The sequence below is a fragment of the Exiguobacterium sp. s80 genome (assembly GCF_018618725.1).
Lineage (GTDB): Bacteria > Bacillota > Bacilli > Exiguobacteriales > Exiguobacteriaceae > Exiguobacterium_A > Exiguobacterium_A oxidotolerans.
Window position 1 is genome coordinate 91,548 of record NZ_JACSMP010000007.1, and the last position, 23,532, is coordinate 115,079.

General features: G+C 47.5%; 26 protein-coding genes. 15 read left to right on the forward strand and 11 right to left on the reverse strand.

Features of this window, described 5'->3' with window-relative positions; genetic code table 11:
- The first annotated feature begins 117 nt into the window (after positions 1–117).
- From KNP94_RS12405 to KNP94_RS12420, 4 genes are read left to right on the forward strand one after another with little or no spacing between them, the layout of a single operon-like run.
- Entirely contained in the window at positions 118–357 is a 240-nt protein-coding gene (locus KNP94_RS12405) for a hypothetical protein (protein ID WP_215115742.1), read from the forward strand.
- Positions 347–868, forward strand: a complete 522-nt coding sequence (locus KNP94_RS12410) for an NfeD family membrane protein (protein ID WP_214846058.1) — start codon at positions 347–349, stop codon at positions 866–868. The genes KNP94_RS12405 and KNP94_RS12410 overlap by 11 nt, the downstream gene beginning before the upstream one ends.
- Positions 844–2,388, forward strand: coding sequence for a flotillin lipid rafts scaffold protein FloT (locus tag KNP94_RS12415; protein WP_157898459.1), 1,545 nt, complete (start codon positions 844–846; stop codon positions 2,386–2,388). Before KNP94_RS12410 ends, KNP94_RS12415 begins: the two co-directional genes overlap by 25 nt.
- Positions 2,385–2,795 (forward strand): hypothetical protein, encoded by a 411-nt coding sequence (locus KNP94_RS12420; protein WP_088836091.1) that lies wholly within the window; start codon positions 2,385–2,387, stop codon positions 2,793–2,795. The genes KNP94_RS12415 and KNP94_RS12420 overlap by 4 nt, the downstream gene beginning before the upstream one ends.
- Before the next feature lie 112 nt (positions 2,796–2,907).
- Here the strand turns inward: KNP94_RS12420 and KNP94_RS12425 are convergent, their stop codons facing one another.
- Together KNP94_RS12425 and lipL are read right to left on the reverse strand one after the other, a co-directional pair.
- Positions 2,908–3,756, reverse strand: coding sequence for a DegV family protein (locus KNP94_RS12425; RefSeq protein ID WP_215115743.1), 849 nt, complete (start codon positions 3,754–3,756; stop codon positions 2,908–2,910).
- Positions 3,757–3,769: 13 nt separating this feature from the next.
- On the reverse strand, positions 3,770–4,594 hold the full coding sequence (gene lipL, locus KNP94_RS12430) for an octanoyl-[GcvH]:protein N-octanoyltransferase (RefSeq protein ID WP_088836093.1): 825 nt from the start codon (positions 4,592–4,594) through the stop codon (positions 3,770–3,772).
- Between the two features lie 146 nt (positions 4,595–4,740).
- Here lipL and KNP94_RS12435 point away from each other — a divergent pair, with 146 nt between their 5' ends.
- From KNP94_RS12435 to KNP94_RS12450, 4 genes are all read left to right on the forward strand, one after another.
- Positions 4,741–6,060, forward strand: coding sequence for an HD domain-containing protein (locus tag KNP94_RS12435; protein ID WP_088836094.1), 1,320 nt, complete (start codon positions 4,741–4,743; stop codon positions 6,058–6,060).
- Entirely contained in the window at positions 6,044–6,895 is an 852-nt protein-coding gene (locus KNP94_RS12440; RefSeq protein ID WP_088836095.1) for a phosphotransferase family protein, read from the forward strand. The genes KNP94_RS12435 and KNP94_RS12440 overlap by 17 nt, the downstream gene beginning before the upstream one ends.
- A 123-nt stretch (positions 6,896–7,018) precedes the next feature.
- Positions 7,019–8,197, forward strand: coding sequence for a NupC/NupG family nucleoside CNT transporter (locus tag KNP94_RS12445; protein WP_029332383.1), 1,179 nt, complete (start codon positions 7,019–7,021; stop codon positions 8,195–8,197).
- A 506-nt stretch (positions 8,198–8,703) separates the two neighbouring features.
- Positions 8,704–9,048: a YciI family protein gene (locus KNP94_RS12450; RefSeq protein ID WP_251132095.1), complete on the forward strand. Its 345-nt coding sequence runs from the start codon at positions 8,704–8,706 to the stop codon at positions 9,046–9,048.
- An 80-nt stretch (positions 9,049–9,128) separates the two neighbouring features.
- On the opposite strand, the gene KNP94_RS12455 is transcribed toward KNP94_RS12450, so the two are convergent.
- Both KNP94_RS12455 and KNP94_RS12460 read right to left on the reverse strand, forming a co-directional pair.
- Positions 9,129–9,758, reverse strand: coding sequence for an NAD(P)-dependent oxidoreductase (locus KNP94_RS12455; RefSeq protein ID WP_088836098.1), 630 nt, complete (start codon positions 9,756–9,758; stop codon positions 9,129–9,131).
- Positions 9,759–9,847: 89 nt separating this feature from the next.
- On the reverse strand, positions 9,848–10,033 hold the full coding sequence (locus tag KNP94_RS12460) for a 2-hydroxymuconate tautomerase (protein WP_029332386.1): 186 nt from the start codon (positions 10,031–10,033) through the stop codon (positions 9,848–9,850).
- A gap of 171 nt (positions 10,034–10,204) precedes the next feature.
- Between KNP94_RS12460 and KNP94_RS12465 the strand changes: the two genes are divergently transcribed.
- Together KNP94_RS12465 and KNP94_RS12470 are read left to right on the forward strand one after the other, a co-directional pair.
- A complete protein-coding gene (locus KNP94_RS12465; RefSeq protein WP_214767698.1) occupies positions 10,205–10,732 on the forward strand; it encodes a hypothetical protein in 528 nt (175 codons plus the stop codon).
- A gap of 68 nt (positions 10,733–10,800) precedes the next feature.
- The gene (locus KNP94_RS12470; RefSeq protein ID WP_214767701.1) at positions 10,801–11,295 is read left to right on the forward strand and encodes a YwhD family protein; all 495 of its coding nucleotides are present in this window, start codon (positions 10,801–10,803) and stop codon (positions 11,293–11,295) included.
- A gap of 40 nt (positions 11,296–11,335) precedes the next feature.
- On the opposite strand, the gene KNP94_RS12475 is transcribed toward KNP94_RS12470, so the two are convergent.
- Positions 11,336–12,178, reverse strand: a complete 843-nt coding sequence (locus KNP94_RS12475; protein WP_251132650.1) for a metallophosphoesterase — start codon at positions 12,176–12,178, stop codon at positions 11,336–11,338.
- Positions 12,179–12,253: 75 nt separating this feature from the next.
- A complete protein-coding gene (locus KNP94_RS12480; protein WP_088836101.1) occupies positions 12,254–13,810 on the reverse strand; it encodes a BCCT family transporter in 1,557 nt (518 codons plus the stop codon).
- A 398-nt stretch (positions 13,811–14,208) separates the two neighbouring features.
- On the opposite strand from KNP94_RS12480, the gene KNP94_RS12485 reads away from it, so the two are divergent.
- The 5 genes from KNP94_RS12485 (at position 14,209) to KNP94_RS12505 (ending at position 18,913) form a co-directional block, all read left to right on the forward strand.
- Positions 14,209–14,883: an NAD(P)H-dependent oxidoreductase gene (locus tag KNP94_RS12485; RefSeq protein ID WP_088836102.1), complete on the forward strand. Its 675-nt coding sequence runs from the start codon at positions 14,209–14,211 to the stop codon at positions 14,881–14,883.
- Positions 14,884–15,025: 142 nt separating this feature from the next.
- Positions 15,026–15,865 carry a polyamine aminopropyltransferase gene (speE, locus tag KNP94_RS12490; protein WP_014969274.1) on the forward strand — a complete coding sequence of 280 codons (840 nt, stop codon included), beginning with the start codon at positions 15,026–15,028 and terminating at the stop codon, positions 15,863–15,865.
- Positions 15,866–15,925: 60 nt separating this feature from the next.
- A complete protein-coding gene (gene speB / locus KNP94_RS12495) occupies positions 15,926–16,798 on the forward strand; it encodes an agmatinase (protein ID WP_214767707.1) in 873 nt (290 codons plus the stop codon).
- Between the two features lie 734 nt (positions 16,799–17,532).
- A complete protein-coding gene (locus KNP94_RS12500) occupies positions 17,533–18,327 on the forward strand; it encodes a DUF4397 domain-containing protein (RefSeq protein WP_214808798.1) in 795 nt (264 codons plus the stop codon).
- Entirely contained in the window at positions 18,287–18,913 is a 627-nt protein-coding gene (locus tag KNP94_RS12505) for a class F sortase (protein ID WP_239456797.1), read from the forward strand. Before KNP94_RS12500 ends, KNP94_RS12505 begins: the two co-directional genes overlap by 41 nt.
- Before the next feature lie 85 nt (positions 18,914–18,998).
- Here KNP94_RS12505 and KNP94_RS16140 read toward each other — a convergent pair whose 3' ends face one another.
- The 5 genes from KNP94_RS16140 to KNP94_RS12530 form a co-directional block, all read right to left on the reverse strand.
- Positions 18,999–20,306: a globin-coupled sensor protein gene (locus KNP94_RS16140; RefSeq protein WP_088836105.1), complete on the reverse strand. Its 1,308-nt coding sequence runs from the start codon at positions 20,304–20,306 to the stop codon at positions 18,999–19,001.
- A gap of 209 nt (positions 20,307–20,515) precedes the next feature.
- Positions 20,516–20,740, reverse strand: coding sequence for a hypothetical protein (locus KNP94_RS12515; RefSeq protein WP_029332396.1), 225 nt, complete (start codon positions 20,738–20,740; stop codon positions 20,516–20,518).
- A gap of 86 nt (positions 20,741–20,826) precedes the next feature.
- Entirely contained in the window at positions 20,827–21,033 is a 207-nt protein-coding gene (locus KNP94_RS12520) for a cation transporter (RefSeq protein WP_215115745.1), read from the reverse strand.
- Entirely contained in the window at positions 21,030–23,162 is a 2,133-nt protein-coding gene (locus KNP94_RS12525; RefSeq protein WP_214802819.1) for a heavy metal translocating P-type ATPase, read from the reverse strand. The genes KNP94_RS12520 and KNP94_RS12525 overlap by 4 nt, the downstream gene beginning before the upstream one ends.
- A gap of 12 nt (positions 23,163–23,174) precedes the next feature.
- On the reverse strand, positions 23,175–23,471 hold the full coding sequence (locus KNP94_RS12530) for a metal-sensitive transcriptional regulator (RefSeq protein WP_088836108.1): 297 nt from the start codon (positions 23,469–23,471) through the stop codon (positions 23,175–23,177).
- Positions 23,472–23,532 lie beyond the last annotated feature (61 nt).

A 23,532-nucleotide genomic window follows, 5' to 3' on the forward strand; every position in this document is an offset into this window, starting at 1 on the left:
CTTCGGTTTTTTTGTTTATCCGCATGAAAAATGGAAAAAGGAAATTGGTTTTTGAAACCATTTCCAAAAACTAGCGTACATAAAACTGAACGGATTAAACAGGAAAGGAGCACGAAGATGAGAAAACGACGTCAACCTGTCGCGGCCACGCCAAGTCAAGGAGCACTCGAAAGTTTGCTAGCGCGTCATTACGCGGCACAGAAAAAGTATGCACGGCGTTTGCAAGAAGACACCAGTCCGCGTGAGCGTAAGCTGGCACACCTGCTGTATGAAGAAAACCGGCATGAATACAAACGGATTTATCATCAGCTTTATGGCTCGAGTGCTTTTATCGAGGTGACAGAAGATGGACGTTAGTACGTTGTATCTCTATGCACTGGCAGCAGCAGGATGTGGCGTTTTGTTATCGGTCGTGTTCTCGGACCTGGTTCCGGGCGTCGATCAAATTTTTCATCCGACGTTGATTTTATCATTCGTCATTTTAACGTCGGCTTTCGGATTCGGACTTGAGCATTTAACAGCCATGAGCTCATTGATGATCTTATTGCTCAGTGGATTCATCAGTCTTATTTTGACGACCTTAGTGCACTTGTTCATTTTTGTACCGCTTGCCGAAGCCGAGCAGTCGCTGGGTTTTTCCGAGCAGATGCTAGAAGGAAGAAGTGCAACAGTCATCCTACCGATTCCGAGTGACGGATATGGAGAAATTTTAGTCGATGACGTATCCGGACGGATTTCAAAATCAGCCGTTTTATTTGAAGGACCGCCACTCGATCAAGGAACGAAAGTCATCATCATTGAAATCAAACAAGGGGTGGCGCACGTCATGACCTACCCGAACCAATGGAAAGAGGAGATGTTTACGTGAATCCAGTTATTATTGTGGCGATTATCGCCGGCGCGCTCATTTTAGCGCTTGTTGCTCTATTTATCACGAAGTATCGGACAGTTGGGCCAGAAGAAGCGTTAATCGTGTCGGGGAGTTATCTCGGAAATAGTCCAAGTGTCAATACGGATGAATCCGGTAACCGCGTTAAAATCATTCGCGGTGGCGGGGCATTCATCTTGCCTGTCTTCCAACAGGCGACACCGCTCAGTTTACTGTCGAGTAAGCTCGAAGTAACAACGCCTGAAGTTTATACGGAACAAGGTGTTCCGGTCATGGCGGACGGAACGGCAATCATTAAAATCGGCAGCTCGATTTCGGAAATCGCGACGGCAGCCGAGCAATTCCTCGGGAAATCAAAGGAAGACCGTGAAAGTGAGGCGCGGGAAGTCCTCGAAGGTCACTTACGGTCGATTCTTGGATCGATGACGGTCGAAGAAATCTATAAGAACCGCGATAAATTTTCGCAAGAAGTGCAACGTGTCGCGTCACAAGATCTCGCGAAAATGGGACTGATCATCGTCTCGTTCACGATTAAAGATGTCCGCGATAAAAACGGTTATCTCGAATCACTCGGGAAACCACGCATCGCGCAAGTACGCCGTGACGCTGATATCGCGACGGCGGATGCTGAAAAAGAAACGCGGATCAAGCGGGCGGAAGCTTCAAAAGATGCGAAAAAAGCAGAGCTCGAGCGCGCAACTGAAATCGCGGAAGCGGAAAAAGAAAACCAGCTGAAGATGGCAGACTATCGTCGCGAACAAGACATCGCGAAGGCGAAAGCCGACCAAGCCTACGACTTAGAAAATGCACGCGCGCAACAAGAAGTCACAGAGCAACAAATGCAAATCAAAATCATCGAACGGCAAAAACAAATCGAACTCGAAGAACGTGAAATTCTCCGTCGCGAGAAACAGTACGACGCAGAAGTTAAAAAACGTGCCGATGCCGATCGGTACTCGATCGAACAGGCAGCACAAGCGGACCGGGCGAAACAATATGCAGAAGCCGATGCGACGAAATACCGGATTGAAGCGTCAGCGAAGGCCGATGCGGAACGGATTCGCCTTGATGGTCTCGCAAAAGCCGACGCCGAGCGGGCACAAGGGGAAACCGAGGCGGACATCATCCGCCTGAAAGGTCTTGCGGAAGCAGAAGCAAAAGAGAAGATTGCCCAAGCCTTCGAACAATTCGGACAAGCGGCGATTCTCGACATGGTCATTCGCATGATGCCGGAGTATGCGAAAGAAATCGCAGCACCACTCGGTAACATCGACAAGATCACGGTCGTCGATACAGGGAACGGTGAAGGTGGCGGTGCGAACCGTGTGACGGGTTATGCGACGGACTTGATGGCGTCACTCCAAGAGACGTTGAAGGCTTCTTCCGGAATCGATGTCAAAGAATTGATTGAGAACTTTTCTGGAAAAGGGACAGCCAAACCGTTGACGGTCAACTTGAATCAAGGGGAACCGGTCGCGTCGGGAACGAAGTCTGAATGAAACCGAACGTTGTCTTGCCGATGCTGTTTCTGCTGGTTATCGTAAATCTGGTTGCCCCGCTTTCGGCACTTTTCCTCGTAGCAATCGGTTCGGCGTTCGCGCTGTATAAAGGCTATACATCAGAGGACGGAATCCAGAACATCTTCAACGTCAAGCGGGTTTCCTATTCGCTTCACCATCCGCTGACACGGGCGGAAGCGCTCGCTGCCGGTCTAATCGGTCTGTTGACAATAGATCTGGCCTACTTGTGGAACGGAATCCGGACAGGACTGTCCTTGCAAGATGTCGGCTATTTGTTCTTTGAACTGGTGACATTGCTTTTGTTTGTGTATGTATTGTTCCGCTTTTTGTTGCTCGGACTTTTTGAACCGAGAACAGAGCGGACACCGTATGCATCGAGACGATGAAACCGTGAAATGACAGGTTTTAAAAACAAAAAAATCCGGATGATCCAACCTTTTCTGATAAAGAAGAGGGGAATCATTCGGATTTTTTAGTGTGGATAAAATCAAGCGGCTGTCAGGCCGGCAAATCATAGCCGATGACAAGCAGTCCCGGTCCGGTGTGCGAACCGATGGCCGCTCCGGCAATCGTAATCAAGACTTCGCTTGGAGAGAACTGGGCTTTAATCAATTGTTTGAGCATCTCGGCCCGTTCAATCGAGTCACCGTGACCGATGATGATGCGGTGTCCGTCAATCATCGGACGCGCTTCTTCCATCCATTCGACGATCCGGTTCATGACCTTTTTCTGACCACGAATCTTTTCTTTCGGGATCAACTTACCGTCTTCGACCGTCAAGAGCGGCAGAATCGATAATAATCCACCGATGAAGGCACTCGCACGTGACACACGACCACCACGCATCAGGTACTCGAGTGATTCAACCGTGAACAAGTGACGGATCGAATTCACTTTTTGTTCTGCATAGGCTTTTGTTTCGTCAAACGTATGTGTTTTCGCGAAGGTCGCGACATCGAGGACGAAGAGTCCTTGACCGGTCGATGCTGTTTTCGTATCAATGACGGCGTACGGAACATCGGGATATTGTTCGGCGAGTTCTTCTGCGAGCATCGTTGCCGTTTGATAGGTGCCGGATAGATCACTTGAAAAAGCGAGATAGAGGAACGGTTCCCCTTGTTCGAAGTGTGCTTTGAAGACTTCCGCGATCCGCGTGACCTCGACTTGGAAAGTTTTTGGCGCAGCACCGTCACGCATTTTAGCATAGAGCTCCTCCGGCGAAATTGTTTCGCCGTCAAAATACGTGTCGTCTCCAATCAATACACCGAACGGCATGATTGTGATGTCATGGGCATCTAATAATTCTTGCGGTGCATCGGCACCACTATCGGTAATGAATCGTACCATTGCGTTCTCTCCTTTACTTACCTAGGGCTTTTTCGTTTCGTTCGAGCATCCGGCCCAGGTTTACACCGAATCGTTCATTTTCGACTTCATCGAGGACGGACGGGACTAAATTTGTGCCGAGTGCCATCAAGGCACGGTAAGCACGGAGTAAACACTGTTCGACCGTAAGCGGAAGTTGAAGTAACTCCTCAAGAGAGGCCATTGTGTCCGGAATGATGACAGGATACGTGAATTTTGTTTCCTCGCCTTGCAGGGCGGCTTCATAAAAGTCGCGCACGAGTGCTGCGCGCTTACTCCCGCTTCCGTTGACACATAAATAAATCTGAACGGCGACCCCCCCGCGGACACGTCGTTGCGAAATCCCGGCGAACTTTTTACCGAATATCGAAAGGTCGTAAGAGCCGGGGCAATATGAGCCGACGACTTCGCCAGCGACGATCGCATCGGTTTCGTCTCTGAACATGTGCTGCACAAGGGCGAGCATCGCTTCGTAGCCGCTGTCGATATCAATGCCGCCCCGTTCTGGTAGGACAAGCGAAATGTTCAAGACACCTGCATCGAGGACGACCGCGAGTCCGCCCGAATTTCGGACGACGGGGTGAAAGCCGTGTGTATTCAAGACGTCGATTCCTTCTGTTAAGTGAGGCAGACGGGCATCTTGAATCCCGAGGACGACCGTTTCGTGGTGCACCCAAGAACGAAGTGCCGCACCTTCTGTTGCGACGGAGGCACAAAGCGTGTCGTCCATCGCGAACGATTGGGTGGCATGAAATGTCGTTCCGAGTGACGTTTGATCAAAAATACGATATTGTTCTTGTTTTAAGAGTTCGATTCCCATTGGCTCGTTCCTTTTTTTGTAGATTTGCGACATCATTATAGCATAGCCAGTGTAAACTTTATGTAAGAAGCGGATAGTCTGACAGGAACAGACTGCCCCTAAATTGAAAACAACGAAGAGAACGACCAGATGAAGGGGAGAATGACATGTATCAGTCACTAGGTCAATTAAGAGAAACTAAGGTCTTTAAAGATCCGGTTCATCGTTATATTTATGTCAGCGACCAATTGATTTGGCAACTGATTGGAACAAAGGAGTTTCAACGGCTTCGCAGGGTCAAACAACTCGGGACATCCTTTTTGACGTTTCACGGAGCGGAGCATACACGGTTTCATCATTCGCTTGGTGTGTATGAGATTACACGCCAACTGATTGACGTCTTTAACGGTCGTGCTGACTGGGATGACCAATACCGCGAGCTGACGCTCGTCGCAGCCTTGCTTCATGACGTCGGGCACGGACCCTTTTCCCATGCCTTCGAAAATGTCTTTGGTGTCGATCACGAGGAGTGGACGGAACGAATCATTCTCGGGGATACGGAAATCAAACGAGTCCTCGATCAAGTTGGCGAAGGCTTTGCGGAAGAAGTCGCCTCCGTCATCAATAAGACGCATCCGAACCAGTTGCTCGTGACGATGATCAGTTCGCAACTCGACGTCGACCGGATGGATTACTTATTGCGTGACGCCCATTTCGCCGGTGTCAGTTACGGGAAGTTTGATTTAGAACGCATGTTGCGTGTCTTACGTCCCGCACACAATCAGATGGTCGTCAAACAATCAGGCATGCACTCGATTGAAGACTACATCATGCGCCGGTATCAGATGTACTGGCAAGTCTATCTGCACCCGGTCACACGATCGAGCGATTACTTATTAAAAGCGATTCTCGAGCGGGCGAAGGAACTGTATACCTCGGGTTATGTGTTTGACATCCATCCGGTTCATTTGATTCCGTTATTTGACCAAACGATGGCGTTGAAGAATTACCTCGCGCTTGATGAAACGATTGTTTATTTCTATTTCCAACAATGGATGGAAGAACACGATGCGATTCTTAGTGACTTGTCACGTCGGTTCGTCAATCGAAAATTATTTAAGTACGTCGACTACCCACCAGAAAAGCGGGAAGCAATCCATGAAAAACTAGCAGAACTGTTCAATAAAATCGGACTCGATCCGGCATATTACTTGTTAGAAGATAAATTAAGTCGCCTTCCGTATGATTTATATGGAGAGAACGGAGAAATCAGTAAACAGCCGATCATGCTCCAAATGAAAGACGGGCAGAAAAAAGAAATCTCACAAGTCTCCCCACTCGTCGAAGCGATCGCGAATTCAAGACAGACGGATGAAAAGTTGTTTTATCCGCAAGAAATCTTGTATGACTTACGTGAGTTCGCTAATGAAAAGATGCAGATTGATCAACTGTTGCTCGGAGGATACTCAAATGAAACGAGTCATTGAGCAGATTTTAGAACAGGTCGGGTTGTCCGGAATTGAGACGGAAGTTTTACCCGGGGCGACCTCGTCGCTCGTCGTACGGGCGGGCGACAGTGTTATCCGAATCCATACGAATCCAAACTGGTTGCAACAAGAACAGGACCTCGTCGCGCACGAGGTCTTTGCGCTAAAGACGGCGGGGCCGCTTGCACCGCGCGTCCTCAAGTATCAAGAAGCGTGGATCGGCGAGATTCCACCTTGGCTTCAGATGACGTATGTCCAAGGGGTGGTGCAACTTACGCCACTTGACGATCTGTATGTGGAGCGACTGGCACGGACGTTAGTCGCAATTCATCGCTTACCGGTCCCAAAAACTTCGTATGTATATAAACCCTATAGTAAAACCCGTGTCGTTCCGACCTGGGCAACCGAAATCGCCGCCTGGGACTGGGCAAGTGCAACAGCACCAGCGCCTAGTGAACAGATTCGATTCATCCATCGTGATTTCCATCCGGTTAATGTGTTATACGATTTAGGGGAAAAGTATAACGTAGTTGATTGGGTGAGTGCATGTGTTGGACCGATTGAAGCAGACGTGGCGCATTGCCGGCTGAACCTTGCTTTACTCGAGTCCGTCGAAGTTGCGGACCGGTTTTTAAAATTTTATCAGGCGATGAGTGGGCTTACTTACGATCGGAGATGGGACTTAAATGCTGTTTTCGATTTTGGACCCGAAACAATTACTGTATATCCGGGGTGGGAAGCATATGGAAAGCGAAACCTCAGTCAGGACAATGTTCGGAAACGCCTGGAAAACTTTGTCTTGAAAGTTTATGAAAATAACGAAAGCGGTTACTAAATGAACTTTACCTATTGCAGTTCTGACGAATGTTGATTATTCTAGTACTTGGGACAGAGATTAAACGTCAGACATCGTACTTATGTACAACTGATAAACAACTAATAGATTGAGGGGTACTTCATGAAATATTTAATCGCGTTACTTGGACTGGTCGTCGTTTTTGGACTAGCTCTACTCGTCAGCAGCAATCGTAAAAGTATCAAATTGAAACCGCTTGCGGTCATGCTAGTGCTTCAGCTCGTTCTCGGATTCATCTTATTGAACACGTCGTTCGGTTATATTATCATCCGCGGTGTAGCGAGTGTCTTTGAAAAGTTACTTGGTTATGCAGCAATCGGAATTAACTTTGTCTTTGGTGGACTTGCGAATGAAGGGGCACAGCCATTCTTCATCAACGTTCTTCTTCCTATTGTCTTTATCTCAGCATTAATCGGAATTTTACAGTTCACGAAAATCCTCCCGCTCTTAATGCGCGGAATCGGATTTGTCTTGTCGAAGATTAACGGCATGGGACAACTTGAATCATACAACGCCGTCGCCTCGGCAGCGATCGGTCAATCTGAAGTCTTCATCACAGTCAAAAAACAAATCGGTAAATTACCGGCAAACCGTCTCTATACATTGTGTGCTTCGGCGATGTCGACCGTTTCAATGTCAATCGTCGGTGCTTACATGACAATGGTGGAACCGAAATATGTCGTTACGGCCATCGTCTTAAACCTCTTTGGTGGATTTATGATTGTTTCAATCATCAATCCGTATACGGTCGATCCAAACGAAGATATCTTAGAAATCGTCGAAGAGAAACAAACGTTCTTCGAGATGCTCGGCGAATACATCTTGGATGGATTTAAAGTCGCAATCATCGTCGGTGCGATGTTAATCGGATACAACGCATTGATTGGGATGGTCAACGACATCTTCTTGATGGTTCTTGGTATCTCGTTCCAAGAAATTCTCGGGTACATCTTTGCGCCATTCGCTTTTATCATGGGTGTTCCATGGGCAGAAGCAGTCAGTGCTGGTAGCATCATGGCAACGAAATTGATCACGAACGAATTCGTCGCGATGCTCAGTCTTCCTGAGTACACGAAAGAATTCTCAGAGCGTACACTCGGAATCGTATCGGTCTTCTTGATTTCATTCGCGAACTTCTCGTCAATCGGGATCATCGCGGGTGCAGTTAAAGGACTCGACGATCGCCAAGGCAGTGTCGCTGCGAGCTTCGGTCTTAAATTATTGTACGGTGCGACGCTCGTCAGTGTTCTGACAGCAATCGTCGTCAGTGTCATCATCTAATGAGAACTTAACATGCCCGCTGACATCTTTGTCGGCGGGTATTTTAGATTGTGGAAAAAGTCGATATTGGGAACTGCAAGCGTTTTTATTCGTTGCTTTCCTCGGTCTTGCCTGCCTCTGAAAGTGCGTTAAAAACGCACTTTTTCCCGTAGGAGTCAACGAACCGTGACGCTTTTTAGGGAATACCATGTGGGAAATCAGGAAAGACGGTTTAGAGTACAATCTGTCTCGATATCGCATGTTCGCGCTTCATAAGAGTTTTTCTACCCGCTGACATTTTTGTCGGCGGGTATTTTAGATTGTAGAAAAAAATTGTGGACCAGACAAGCGTCATCTATTTTCGTTGCTCTCTCCAGGCTTACCTGGAAAGCGAGGATGTCGGAAACATCCGCCACAAGAATTGATTTGGTTAGACTCATCTTGGTTTGCGGAGAAGGGGATGGTGGAATTGGTTAATACATCATTTTAGCGACTTTCGAGAAAGGGAGATGCTGAACGTGCTATTTATGTTGATCGTTAAAGGATCAAAGCGTGCAGAAGCGGGTGAGCGTCCAAGTCCTGAGCTTATGGAAGCGATGTCCGAGTACAATCAAGCGTTACGCGATGCAGGGGTACATGTGATGGCGAAAGGACTCTATCCGAGCTCGAACGGGATGCGCTTTTCTTATCGTGGACCTGGAGATCGACCGATCGTTACGGAAGGACCATTCATGCAAATAGAGGAATTGATTGCTGGATTTATTTTGATCGATGTCGCGTCACGAAAAGAAGCAATCGACTGGGCACTACGGATGCCGGATCCGCAAGGGCACGGTGAAGGGGAAATTGAACTACGACAAGTGTTTGATTGAAAGTAAGCAAACTAAAACATGACGATGAATCCAGCATGCCTGACGGCGCACGGGATTCATCGTCATGTTGATTTTTGAAATCATTGATGGGAAGCAATCCCCACGCGCTTACGACTGAAGAGATGTTCGTTATAGGCTTCAAAAGCAAAACGGGCGACGTTGCGGCGAGGAATCGGTCCTGTCTCCTGTGTGAAGCGGGGTGCTTCAATTAAGAGATCATTGATTTCATCGTCTTCCGTCAATTGAGTCGGACAGATGACAGTGAAGTCAACGTCAGCATCCTTTAATGTCAAATAAGCTTTCAAATGATCTTCAGCAGCCACTGTCGAACGGCGGCGCGATTCGCTTGACTGGAAGCGGTACTTCCCGGGTTCTTCTGAGGCATCGAGAATGCCAGCCGTCCCGATGAAGATGATCCGTTCGATCTGTTGTTCCTTCATTTTCGTGACGAGATGGGGAATCGCTGTTGAAAGAACATGTTGCTGATCCGTACCAAGACAACTGAAGACGGCAGATGAACCTTGAATGACGTTCTCTAAATCTGTTACTTCCGTTGCATCTCCTTGAATGATCGTCAATTGCGGGTGCTCCGGTAACATGTGATCGGTCGAGCGGACGAGCGCACGGACATTGTGACCGGCTTGTAACAATAAATCGAGCAATGGGCGCCCTGTCCGTCCCGTTGCCCCTAAAAGGCTAAGCGTTGCCATCATAATTCATCCTCTCTCGTTCATGGTGTTATAGGTATAAGAAGGAAGGATGGTCGAGCAACACGCATCGTCCATCCTTTTTTAGTTCCTTATTTATCGGCAAACATGACGCCTGCTTGTCCATAGTCCGTCTTTTCCATTTCTTCGATGAAGACGGTAATGTTTTCTTTTGGAGCATTGACTGTTTCTGAAACAGCTTCTGTTACTTTTTCGATCAGTGCACGTTTTTGTTCGACAGTCCGTCCTGAAAGCATTTTAACGGTAACGTAAGGCATAAATCGTTCCTCCTAAAAACATAATGGCAATACGCCCTCAGTATACCGTATGGAGCAGGGGGGCCGTCAAACAGCGACATCGAAACACGAAAAGACGGGTATAAGACAGGAGTGGGGGCATGTAAAAGAGAAGTAGTCGAGAGGAAAACTTAGGATGAAGAGGTGACACCAATGGAAATGGAATCTGTTATACGAAAAAAGATTCATACATTGCTTATTTTCGACCGGGCATTACCAGAGGACACGACGTATCCACTATCGGGGACGAAGGGTTTGGAAGTCGCAGAAGTCATTTTTGATGAAAGCATTCCGTTTGGTCGACTTGTGACGGATAAAGAATTAGCGGCACTCGTCGGTACGCCGGAAGCGAAACGGTATGGAATGGTGACGTTGCTTGAAGAGGATGACCGCTTTAAGCCCTTGTTCCAAAATCGGAAGTTACCGCCTGAGATTGAAACAGAAGTCGAGGAGCGTGTCCGGGAGCTTGCTAAACAACTGCGGGCGATTCGGTCTCGTTGCTCGTCGCTTGAACGCGTGATTTTGTTTGGTCGTGCGGCACAGACACTTTACGACCGGGCATTGACACGCTTGGAAGAATCAAATCCACCTGTGCATGAAGAATTGACCTCACTTGAATGTCTCCGTCTGCCGACGATTCGGCGTGTGACGAAAGAACAGCTGGAACAAGTGAAACGCTAAGCGGGACTTGCGTCAGCAGTTGAATGCGGTATGATAGAGGCAACAGCTGTAAAAGGGGTCGAGTAAAGATGGAAAAGAAGATTAACTTCAATATCATTTCAGATAATTCAACAGACGGACATGGTGGATTTGGCGTCGGGACACTCAGTTTGAACAGTATGTCACCGGTCATCATCTCGCCAGAGGACGGCGAAGCATACATCGATATGGGTGCCATGCATGCGAAAGCAGCAATTGAGAAGCGGATTAAGTTCACGACGGATCGAGCGGACGCACCGAATGGGAAACTGTACTGGATCGTTTGGGTCACGGTAGGACGTAAGTCAGAAGGGTTTTATTATGGAGGCGTCGCAGCATGCGATTTATTAGTCGATGTCGAAACACGGCGCGGGTTTAAAATCTTAGCCGATCACGTCAATAAGATGGACAAGTCACTCAAGGGACGCATCGTCGTCGATCAGATGGACGATACGTCAAAAGGACTGCTTCGTGAATTCCTGATGACACATAAACCGGAAATGTGGGCGAACGCAGAGCCTGAGTTACATGATGCACTCGCATAACTAAAAAAATCGCCGTCTCCTAGGAGGAGGCGATTTTTTATCATGATTTTAAAGTGATGACAACGATTTCGGGACGATTGAACAACCGAAACGGGAAGAGACTGTTGCCAAGACCGCGACTGACGATGAGTTGTGTCGTATCCACTGTATATTGACCGGCCGTCCGTTTCGGGAAAAATCCTTGTCCAGGTGCATACAAGCCATCTGTGAAGGGAAGTCGGATTTGACCGCCGTGAGCATGACCGGACAGAACGAGATCAATTTGCCGCTCCGCATAGAGCGGTACATATTCCGGACGATGGGCGAGTAAGATTTGAAACGTCGATCGATCGACAGCTTCTTGTGCGGAGGCGAGGCTTTTCCGAGTTCCGTCAGACTCTTGGAGACCTTCGCTCCAGCGTGTCGTCGTTGGGTCGTCGATGCCGAGTAGAGCAATGTTTGCACCGTTATATTCGAGCGGGACTGCCGTATTCCGTAAAATTTGTACACCAATCGCTTCGAGTTTCGGTAAAAGGGTCAAGTTGCGACGAACTTCATGGTTTCCCGTGACGAAATAGACAGGATAGTCCGCAGTCAATTGTTTCATCAAAGTCAGCGCAGCGGCTTCTCCGTTTCGGCGAGAGTCGATTAAATCCCCGGTCATCACGATGAGGTCAGGCTGTGCTTGAGTAATTTTTTTGAGTAGCTTCGTTTGTTTTGGATCGAAGGATTTCCCATGTAAGTCAGCGATTTGGACGACTGTATAGCCATCGAATGCTTTTGGCAGTCGTTCTGTTTCAATCGTGATTGCGGTCGTTTCAATCACATTATTTTCTTGATATAAAAACCAACCGCCTAAGACAAAAACCCCTAATGAAACGAACCAGCGTTTTCTGACACGCAAGACCTCACTCCTCTCTTCACTAAGCATACCAAAAAGGCACCTCAGTCCGCATCGCGGAAGAGGTGCCTGACATGATTATGCTTCTTTTTTTAAATCATCAGATGCTTTCTTTTCTTCAGGTTCGTTATACAAATCAATGAACAAGGCAATGACCATCATCCCGACAACGAAGATGAACGGGAAGGCGGCTAAAATCGCGGCAGCTTGGAGAGCACTCAGCCCACCGGCATAAAGTAAAACAGCTGCGATTGAAGACTGGATGACACCCCATGTCAATTTGATTCGAAGGCTTGGCATCAAGCTACCGCCTGAAGAGAGCATTCCGAGTACGTATGTTGCTGAGTCAGCTGACGTAATGAAGAATGTCGTAATCAAGAAGACAGCTACGATACTAAGAATCGTACCAAGTGTACCAAATGTCTCGAACAAGGCGAACATACCTGTTTCGACACCTTTATCGTTAACTGTATCAATTAAGTTTACGCTGTTGAAAAGTTCGTTCCAGATTGCCGATCCACCGAAAACAGAGAACCAGAGCAGTCCGAAAATTGTTGGGACGAGCAAGATACCGAGAACGAATTCACGAATCGTCCGTCCTTTTGAAACACGTGCGATGAACGTACCGACGAATGGTGACCAAGAAATCCACCATGCCCAGTAGAAAATCGTCCAGCCGTTAATCCATGAACGTTCGTCCGGATTGAAGGCTGAGGCACGGAAACTCATGATCGGCAGGTTTTGTAAATAGGCACCTGTTGTTTGAACGAATAAATCCATGATGAAACTGAATGGTCCGAGGAACAAGACGCCGACCATCAAGAGCGCCGCGAGAACAAGGTTCGCGTGGCTGAGGCGTACAATACCTTTGTCGAGACCAGAAGCAGCACTAATCATATAAAGGACTGAAACAACAAGGATGATCAGGAGCTGGGTCATGAACGAGTTTGGAATACCTCCGACGAGGAAATGTAAACCGCCCGAGATTTGCTGGGCGCCAAGTCCAAGTGAAGTGGCAACACCGAATGCTGTTGCGACGATCGCGAGAACTTCAACTGTCCCTTTACCTGCAGCTTCATATTTCGGTTTCATAAGTGAAGCGACAGTATCGCCGATTGTCGCAGGACGTCCTTTACGGAATGTCGAGTAAGCGATTGCTAAAGCGACGATTGCATAAAGTGCCCATGGGTGAAGTCCCCAGTGGAAGAATGAATAGCGCATCGCAAGACGTGCTGCTTCAGTCGGGTCACTCGTCGCAACCGGTGGTGTATGGAAGTGTGTCAATGGCTCTGAAACACCCCAGAAGACAAGCCCAATCCCCATACCGGCGCTAAAGAGCATCGCGAACCAAGAAATCAGGTTATATTCAGGGCGATCAGAGTCTTTTCCGAGTCGGATAGAACCGAAACGCGAGAAGACGAGGAAGATTGCAACTAATAAAAAGACGCTCATACCGAATAAGTAGAGCCAGCCGAAGCCATTTGTAACAAAGTTTTGTGCGACTGCTGTTACGTTGCCAAGATTTGCGGCACCAATGAGTGATTCAGGTAAGATTCCCCATATGGTAAAGAGCACACAGAAAATGACGGATACAATAAAGACGTTCGTGATCTTGCTTTTTCGATTATTTTCCATCGTGGTCAACACCTTCTTTCGAATTTTACATGTTTGTTTTGTTTCATGTTGTAAATACTGAAAAATTGCTATACAACGATTAGTAATACCCGTAACTTCAAAAACAAAACCTTATCACGCAAGTTACTACCGTAACAAACTTATAGTAAGGATGGCAAATGCTGTGGGTAATGAAAGATGGGGATTTCTAGAAAAAAAGGGTGGTAAAGTCGTTTGAACTGGCTTTGCATAGCGATTTTTGAAAAAAAATGAAAAAATCTAATTTTTCTTTTGTTTCTCTAGTATTTCCCGAAAAGATTGATTTGTAACATTTAATATCAAGCAGAATAGCAGACGGGTCATTTCAGATTTGCTATCGTTGTGAAATAATCGATCAAAATCACTGGAGGAATCGAACAATGAGTCACGAACAGAAAAAACAAGCTATTTTAGCAGCCTTTCAATCACGTCATGCGACGAAAGCATTTGATCCTTCGAAAAAGATCACACCAGCAGACTTCGCATTTATTTTAGAAACCGCGCGTCTCTCCCCAAGTTCATTTGGTTATGAGCCTTGGAACATGCTCGTCATCCAAAATGAAGCATTGCGTGAAGAACTTCGTGCCGTCTCGTGGGGTGCCCAAGGACAATTGCCGACAGCGAGCCATTATGTCATTTTCCTTGCACGGACAGGTGCGCAAATGCAACCAGATGGTCCGCATGTCACGCACATGATGGACGCACTCGGTTTGTCAGACGAGGCAAAACAAGGGCGGACGACGCGGTATGGTCTTTTCCTCGAAGAAGACTTTAAAATCGGGAATAATGAAAAAGCGATGGAAGACTGGTCAGCGAAACAGGCCTATATCGCGCTCGGAAACATGATGTCGACGGCAGCACAAATCGGAATCGATTCATGTCCGATTGAAGGATTTGATCAAGAGGCGATTGAAAAAATCTTAGTCGACCATGATTTACTCGACCGGACTGTATTTACGGTTCCTGTCATGGTAGCGTTCGGTTACCGGGCGGATGAACCGAAACGTGCGAAACAACGCCGTGACTTGGATGAAATCGTCACTTTCGTCGAGTAAACACTCAGATAGTTTTTTTCGAATTATATAGAAGTTTCTTTCAAAATTCGGTATACTCGCATTTGTATGATTAAGAAGCGCCGTAAACGCCACTCGCATACGAACAACTTTTGTCTTGAGAAAGAAAGGGGTTCTATCGCAAATGGAACAAAAATTAAAGTTATGGTTCACGGAACACCAAACGGAAGATTACGGTATCACATTCCGTGTCAACCACGTTTATGAGAGCGAACAAACGGAGTTTCAACGCCTGGAGATGGTTGAGACGGACGAGTTCGGTACAATGTTGTTACTTGACGGGATGGTCATGACAACGGACAGAGATGAGTTCGTGTATCACGAAATGGTCGCACACGTCCCATTGTTCACACACCCGAACCCGAAATCGGTTCTCGTCGTAGGTGGGGGAGACGGCGGAGTCATCCGTGAAGTCTTAAAACACCCATCGGTCGAAAAAGCAGTTCTCGTCGAAATTGATGGCAAGGTCATCGAGTACTCGAAGAAATACCTTCCGAACATCGCAGGTGGTTTAGACGACGCACGCGTCGAAGTCATTGTGGGTGACGGATTCATGCACATCGCGGAAGCGGTCAACGAATACGATGTCATCATGGTCGATTCGACAGAGCCGGTCGGTCCTGCCGTCAACCTGTTCACAAAAGGATTCTACTCTGGAATCTCGAAAGCATTAAAAGAAGACGGTATTTTCGTCGCACAATCGGACAACCCATGGTTTACACCAGATTTGATCCGTGATGTACAACGTGACGTCAAAGAAATCTTCCCAATCACAAAACTATACATCGCGAACGTTCCGACGTACCCGAGCGGTCTGTGGACATTTACGATTGGATCGAAAAAACATGATCCACTCGCTGTCGCACCAGAGCGTTTCCATGAAATCGAAACGAAGTACTATACACCGGAACTTCATACAGCAGCGTTCGCGTTGCCAAAGTTCGTCAAAGATTTAACGATTTAATTTCAAAGTAGGAGTGTTCCGTTTTCAGGGACACTCCTTTCTATGACTGGAGGAATAGAAATGCGTTTTGATGAAGCATATTCAGGTAAAGTCTTTATCGCGAGTCAACCGACTCACGAAGATGCAAAAGGTGTGTTATACGGCATGCCGATGGACTGGACGGTCAGTTTCCGCCCGGGATCACGTTTTGGCCCGGCGCGGATTCGTGAAGTATCACTTGGTCTCGAAGAATATAGTCCGTATTTAGACGGCGATATCGCCGATGCGAAATTGTTTGACGCGGGTGACATTCCGTTGCCGTTCGGCAATGCCCAAAAGTCACTCGACATGATTGAAGAGTATGTCGATTCGTTACTGACGGCAGGTAAGTTCCCGCTCGGTATGGGGGGCGAACACCTCGTGACGTGGCCGGTCGTTAAAGCCTTTGATAAACACTACGATGATTTCGTCGTCTTACATTTTGACGCACATACGGATTTACGTGACGAGTATGAAGGTGAACCGCTCTCGCATTCGACACCACTCAAAAAAATCGCCAACTTGATTGGACCGGAAAACTGCTATTCATTCGGCATCCGTTCAGGGATGAAAGAAGAATTCGAGTGGGCGAAGACGTCCGGTTACAATTTGTTCAAGTATGAAATCGTTGAACCGTTAAAGACTGTTTTGCCGAAGCTTGCCGGTAAAAAAGTTTATGTGACGATTGATATCGACGTCCTCGATCCGTCTGCTGCACCAGGAACAGGTACACAGGAAATCGGCGGCGTGACAACAAAAGAGTTACTTGAAGTCGTCCACATGATTTCACGTGCTGACGTCGACGTCATCGGAGCCGATCTCGTTGAAGTCTGCCCGGCATATGATCAGTCTGACATGACAGCGATTGCCGCTGCGAAAGTCTTACGTGAAATGATGATTGGTTTCATTAAGTAAATTTGTCTGAAATGATTGCGGGATATGTAAAAAAGTAGCGTACAAGGGGTTGTCCTTGTACGCTACTTTTTTCAGACTGTAGACAACGTGCTATTGGGAGATAAAGCGTCTTTTTTCGTTGCTTTCCTCGGGCGAGGCGCAAGCCGCTGCTCCTTGGATCCTAGCGGACAATGAGCAGGGTCTTGCCTGCCTCTGCAAGTGCGTTAAAAACGCACTTTTTCCCGTAGGAGTCAACGAAACGTGACGCTTTTTAGGTAACATCGTGACGGAAAGCCGGGCATGTAGATGGTTTAGAGCGCAATCCGTCTCGAATCTACATTCGGACGTTACAAATGCTTAGCAAAGGGTAGTGTAATCATATAGACGCCTGCCTGTTTTTTTTTACAACATCCCGAAAGATTGCCGCTTGAATCATATGATCAATAAACCGATCCATGTGGTGCTGAAAAACATGATGCGTCTAAAAAGACATAGGATGGGCAGTACATTTCTTCATTTGTACAGTTTATCAGTTTCAGTTAAAGAAGGTGGGGTGAATGGAATACGGTAGTGAGATGCTGGAGACTCCGAAAGGGGATAGCGTACAACTGTTACTCTCAGCACATCGGAATATTTACAAAGTACTGCAAATTAGTTTAAATTCAAGATGTCACCGCGAATGAAATATTTTATTCTAGAATGAAAGGTTGGCTTGAGAAGCGAAATACATTATGACACGAGAGGTGGAAAAAATGATGAAGAAATTCATATCGTTCGTTACCGCTGCGTTTTTGTTTGCACTATTCGTGCTACCGGTAGGTGCAGCAGATGACGCAATGGTGCGTGTAATTCACGCTTCACCAGATGCTCCGGCAGTTGATATTGCCGTCGATGGCGAAACAGCTGTCTCAGGAGCGGAATTCAAAGCTGTCACAGACTATCTCACTCTTCCGGCAGGAGAACATAAAGTTGAAGTCTTCGCTGCAGGAACAACAGAAGATCCTGTACTTTCTCAAACACTCAACATTGAAGCCGGAAAATTTTACTCAGTCGCGGCAATCGGTAAATTAGCAGACATTGAACTCGCTGTCATGGAAGACAATGGTCAAGGTGAAGATGGAAAATCAATGGTTCGTGTCGCGCACTTTGCACCGGACGCACCAGCTGTTGATGTCGCCCCTAAAGGTGGAGACGCACTCTTCAGTGACCTTGAATTCTCGAAAGTCTCAGACTATGGAACACTCGATGCCGGCACGTATGATCTTGAAGTACGACCAGCGGGCGCGATGGATGTTGTCAAAGCACTCGACGGTGTTAAATTAGATAGCGGTAAAAACTATACAGCGCTTGCAATCGGTCTTCTTGAAGGAGAACCCGCGTTTGATGTGCTCTTGATTCCAGATGGCGGTGAAATGGCTGCGATGCCAGACACAGGACTTGGTGGATCAGCAGACACATCTTCAATGGCAACGACTTGGGCACTTGTAGCACTTGCTGGAGCGGCCCTAGTTGGAACAAGTTATGTCATTCGCCGTAAACAAAACGCGTAACAGTTTCTTTCTGATCTTTCTCATTCTCGCTGGATGTGGAGGAACAGAAGAATCTGTTCCTCCTTCGAAGCCAGTCGAGCAAGCGACACCTGCAATCGAGCAAGCAATACCTGAATCCGTACAAGAAAGTCGTGAAACGGCTAGTTTTATCCCGGCGACACTATCGATTGATGCGATTGACGTGCAAGCAAAGGTTGAAATCGTGGGGAAAGACAAGCAAGGGCGGATGGATGTTCCGAAAAAAACCGATCAAGTGGGTTGGTACCGATACGGCGCGGAGGCGAACCAAACCGGAAATGTCATCCTCGCAGGTCATTTAGATGACACGGAAGGTCCCGCTGTATTTTACGATTTAGCAAAGATGAAACAAGGACAACGAATCGAGTTACGATCAAAAGCAGGGCAGACGATATCTTATGTGGTGACAAACGTAACCTCCTATCCTGTAGATGAAGCACCCGTTGGTTCGATTTTTGGGGCAACGGTCGCTAAACGCCTGACGTTGATTTCGTGTATCGGAACGTTTACGAAATCAAAAGGGTATGATGAACGGTTAGTCGTAACCGCCGATCAAGTGGAAGAGTAACAAGCAATACGGAATCAAAAAAGACCAATCCGTCATGGGTTGGTCTTTTTTTAGATGAAGCTCAACCTGAACAAATCAAAAAAACTTACGCGTTCGATTCCGATGCTGCGACGAGGTTCGTTGTCAAAGCCGAGAGACCTTGTGTCGTTTGACTGATTCCTTGAATCGTCTGAACGATTTGGCCTAAGTCGTTCTTATTGCGCCCGAACATCTCCAAGTAATTCTCCATCTCTTTTTTCACTGTGTGAATCCCACTCTTCACTTGTTGCAGTTCTGTCCGAGAGGCGGAGTTCGAACGTGTGATGTCTTCCATCTGTGAGACGAGTTGAGTAATGTTGACATTATTTTTTTGGATGAGCGTATTAATGCTGCTGCTTAACAATTTCGCATTTTCAGCGAGGTTACGGACTTCGATTGCGACGACAGAGAATCCTTTCCCATGCTCACCGGCACGTGCTGCTTCGATTGAGGCGTTTAAAGCTAAGAGATTCGTTTGGTTCGCGATGTCTTCGATACCTTGTGTCATCTTGACGATTTCGTCAGATGTCGTTTTTAACTGTTGGATGCTTGTTAATGATGTATTGACTTGACCCGTCGATTGGACGAATTGTTGTTCCATTTTGTCCATCTGTGCTTCATTTTCTGATGTTAAGCCAACGAGATTGCGACTTGTTTTCTCGGTCTGATCCGTCTCGGATAAGATTTGTGTCGCCCGTTGACTCGTTTCGAGAATGGCCCCTTCTGTTTGTTCGACCGTACTCGCGACCTCCTGGCTGACACGGACGACGTCTTGCAGAAGTCGTGTGCGTGCTTCATTGGCTGCACCTACTTCTTCTAATCGTGCGTCGACATACTGACTTGTAACGATTTGCGCATCCAAGTTCATCGCATGAGTCAACGCGAGGATTGCTGTTGCAAGTTGCTCCGGATCTTCCTGGAAATGCTCGACGACTTTAGGAATCAGTAAGGTGTTGAATGCTGCGTAAGAAGCGATGAACCACGTAACAGGGACGAAATTCCGGTTATGCGTTTTACCCATGCGTTTTCGCATCGCAAGAAACTTCTCGTCCATATTTCCGGTCAAGAGGCTACCGAAATAGTCGGCAAATACTTTTTTCAGGCGTTGACGTGTCGAAGCATTTTCAGCAATCTGCACCATTTCCGGGTGGAGAAGGAGTTGGTCAAGTACTTGTTCGAGGACTTCGTCTAATACAGAATTGACGACAGGAGCCATCGCTTTTAACGTTTGCAATTGTTCTTCAGTGTAGCCCATATATTCAAGGCGTCCTGCTAAAGTGGGATCACTTGTTTTTGTAATGAATTTTTTATCGGGAAATCCGATTTTTGCCTGATAGGTTGAGCTTGATGATTTAGTTTTAAATGGGTTGCGCACAGTAAGCCTCCGATTTTCTTCAAATTAAGAATGTAATAGTCTTATTCTTTATCGGTTGCTAAAGGAAAAAACAGTATCTTTTTTAGAAGGAAACTCTCTAGAAGTTAAAAAATATTGACCTTAAACGAAAAAAGCTCATGATCCGGGATCATGAGCGGAAGCGTGTTCGATCGTACATCATGTATTTTTAAAGAGAAAGTGAAAGAAAGTTAGACCGGTTGATCTTCTTGGAAGGCTTGTTTTGCATCGTTAAGTGCCCGCATCCGGCTAACGCACGATTGAATGAACTGGATATCAATCGAACTAAACCGCGTGACGGGGCCTTTGGCTGATTCGGCACTAAATGTGAAGGTTCCGAGATTCCAAAGTTCGATTTTAAATCGTTTTCCTTTGTTGTCGTCGAAGTGTTGTACGAATTCGATTTTCGGTACCATACGAACCCCTCCTTGTTAGTCCATTCCCCTTTTTCCGCAATTAAAAAAGCCAAACTGTGCGGTAGCAACAGTTTGACTTGAGAAAATTAAGCGGGCGCGACGTCATAGCCGATTTCTTCGATGGTTTCGACGAGACGTTCTTGTGTGACATCCTCATGGACGACAGTGACTGAATTGTCAGGGAGCGAAACAGTCGCCGTTGTGACGCCGTCCAGTTCGTTCAGTGCCGATTCGACACTTGCTTTACAGTGGTTACATGTCATACCGATGACGTTTAAAGTCGTTTCTTTCATGAGTGAGTTCCTCCTTTAGTGAGTGGGGTACGTTTTAAGCGTAACGCATTCGTGACGACGGAAACAGAGCTAAATGCCATCGCTGCTCCGGCGAGCCACGGAGCGAGCAGTCCGAGAAAAGCAACGGGGATCCCGATCGTATTATAGGCGAGTGCGAAAAAGAGATTTTGGCGAATGTTCTTCATCGTCTGTTCACTCAACCGAATCGCCGTCGCGACTTGTTGTAAATCGTGTCCAAGCAGTGTGACGTCAGCTGCTTCTAAGGCGACATCCGTCCCGCTACCAAGAGCGATTCCGACGTCAGCCGTCGCAAGCGCTGGCGCATCGTTAATTCCGTCACCAACCATGGCGACGCGGTGTCCCGCATCTTGAAGGGCTTTGATGTGATCGGCTTTTTCGATGGGTAAGACATCTGCAAACACATGGTCTGTTGGAATACCGAGTTCCGTCGCTAGATTGAGGGCAACGTCTTTTCGGTCACCCGTCAAGAGATAGACTGCTTTTGTCTGTTGAATTTGAGTGATGACGTGTTTCGTCGTCGGCTTCAGTTCGTCGCGAATCGCATAACCGGCTTCAACGTGCCCGTCGACGGCGACATAGACGAATGTCGCGCCGGCAGAAGACCAGTCCGGGACATCGAACTGTTGATCCCGCATCATTCGTTCAGAACCAACCAGGATGTTGCGACCGAGAATCATCCCGCTGACACCACGACCGGCATCGACTTGAAACTGTTCGATATCGAACACGACATCACGTTCTTCCGTGATGGCATGAGCGAGCGGATGCTCTGATTTTTTTTCGATGGCTGCTGCGAAGTCGAGTGCTTGTTCGTTCCCGAACGTCTCGACGACGACAGGGCGTCCGACGGTTAGTGTACCTGTTTTATCGAAAACGACGGCATCGACATGTTGTAACGATTCAAGCTGGGCACCGCCTTTAAAAAGCACACCATGCTCAGCACCTTTACCCGTTCCGACCATGATCGATGTCGGGGTCGCGAGTCCTAATGCACAGGGACAAGCGATGACGAGAACAGCGATTGCAGGACGAATTGCTTCAGCGAATGATCCAGTCGTCAACCACCAGGCACCAAGTGTGATGAGGGCGATGGCGACGACGATTGGCACGAAGATGCCTGAAATCCGGTCGGCTTGTCGTTGGATTGGCGCTTTTTCTGTCTGCGCTTGTTCAACGACGCGGATGATGTTCGCAAGCATCGTCTCCTGACCGACTTTCGTTGCTTCAATCAACAAATTCCCATTCGTATTCAAGGTTCCACCAATGACGGTATCATCGGCACCTTTATGCGCAGGAAGCGGTTCACCGGTCAGCATCGATTCATCGAGATAGGCATCACCGGATAAAATCATCCCGTCCATCGGAATTTTCTGTCCCGGTTTGACGACGATCTGCATGCCTGGTTGAATCTGATCAATCGCGACAGTTCGTTCCGTGCCATTGTCGAGGACGACGGCATCCGTTGCCTGCAGGGACAAGAGACTTTTGATTGCACCGGTTGTTTGTTGTTTTGCCCGATCTTCGAGTACTTTACCGAGAAGGACGAGCGTGATTAAGATGGCACTTGTTTCAAAATAAAGGTTCGGCATTGCCGGATGGATGAGCATTTCTGCGACCGAATAAAAGTAAGCGGCAGACGTCCCAAGTGCGACGAGGACATCCATGTTGGCACTACCGCTCCGGAGACTCTTATAGGCACCGACATAGAATGGCGCCCCGATAATGAATTGAACGGGTGTAGCCAGTGCGAACTGGAGCCACGGATTCATCAGGAACGTCAGATGGACCGGACTATTTGGAATGTGCGACACCATACTGAGTAAGAGCGGTAACGACAACAAGGCGGCGATGAAAAAACGATAGAGCATCCGCCGATCTTGCACTGTTTCATGAGGGGCCGACTTAATGGTCGCGCCGTAACCGACCTTCTTGATTTTATCAATGATTGCTTGTTCATCGAGTTCGTCGGGGACTGCAATCCGCGCCGTCTCGAGTGGTAAGTTGACCGTCGCATCGACACCGTCCATCCGGTTCAGGACTTTTTCGATTCGGGCTGAACAGGCGGCGCATGTCATGCCTTCGATGTTCAATTCGATTGTTTTTGACATACGTATACCTCCTTACTTTTTGAGTCGGGCGATGACGGACATCAGTTCGTCGACATAAAGATCTGTGTCTTTCTGTCCGGTAGCTGCATCATGCATACACATCTTCACATGACGTTCGATGACTTGCAGTTCGACTTGACGAAGAGCGGCTTGAATCGATGCCGTCTGTGTCAAAATATCGATACAATACCGATCTTCGGCGACCATGTTGGCGATACCACGGACTTGCCCTTCGATACGCTTCAAACGTTTAGTCAATGCGTCCTGCTCTTCAGAAGAGCGGGGGACGAGTGGATGATCGTGTTGCATAGGAACACCTCTTTCTGTTGGTGGTTGATGTCTACACTGTATCATATAGGGGTAGGGGGTA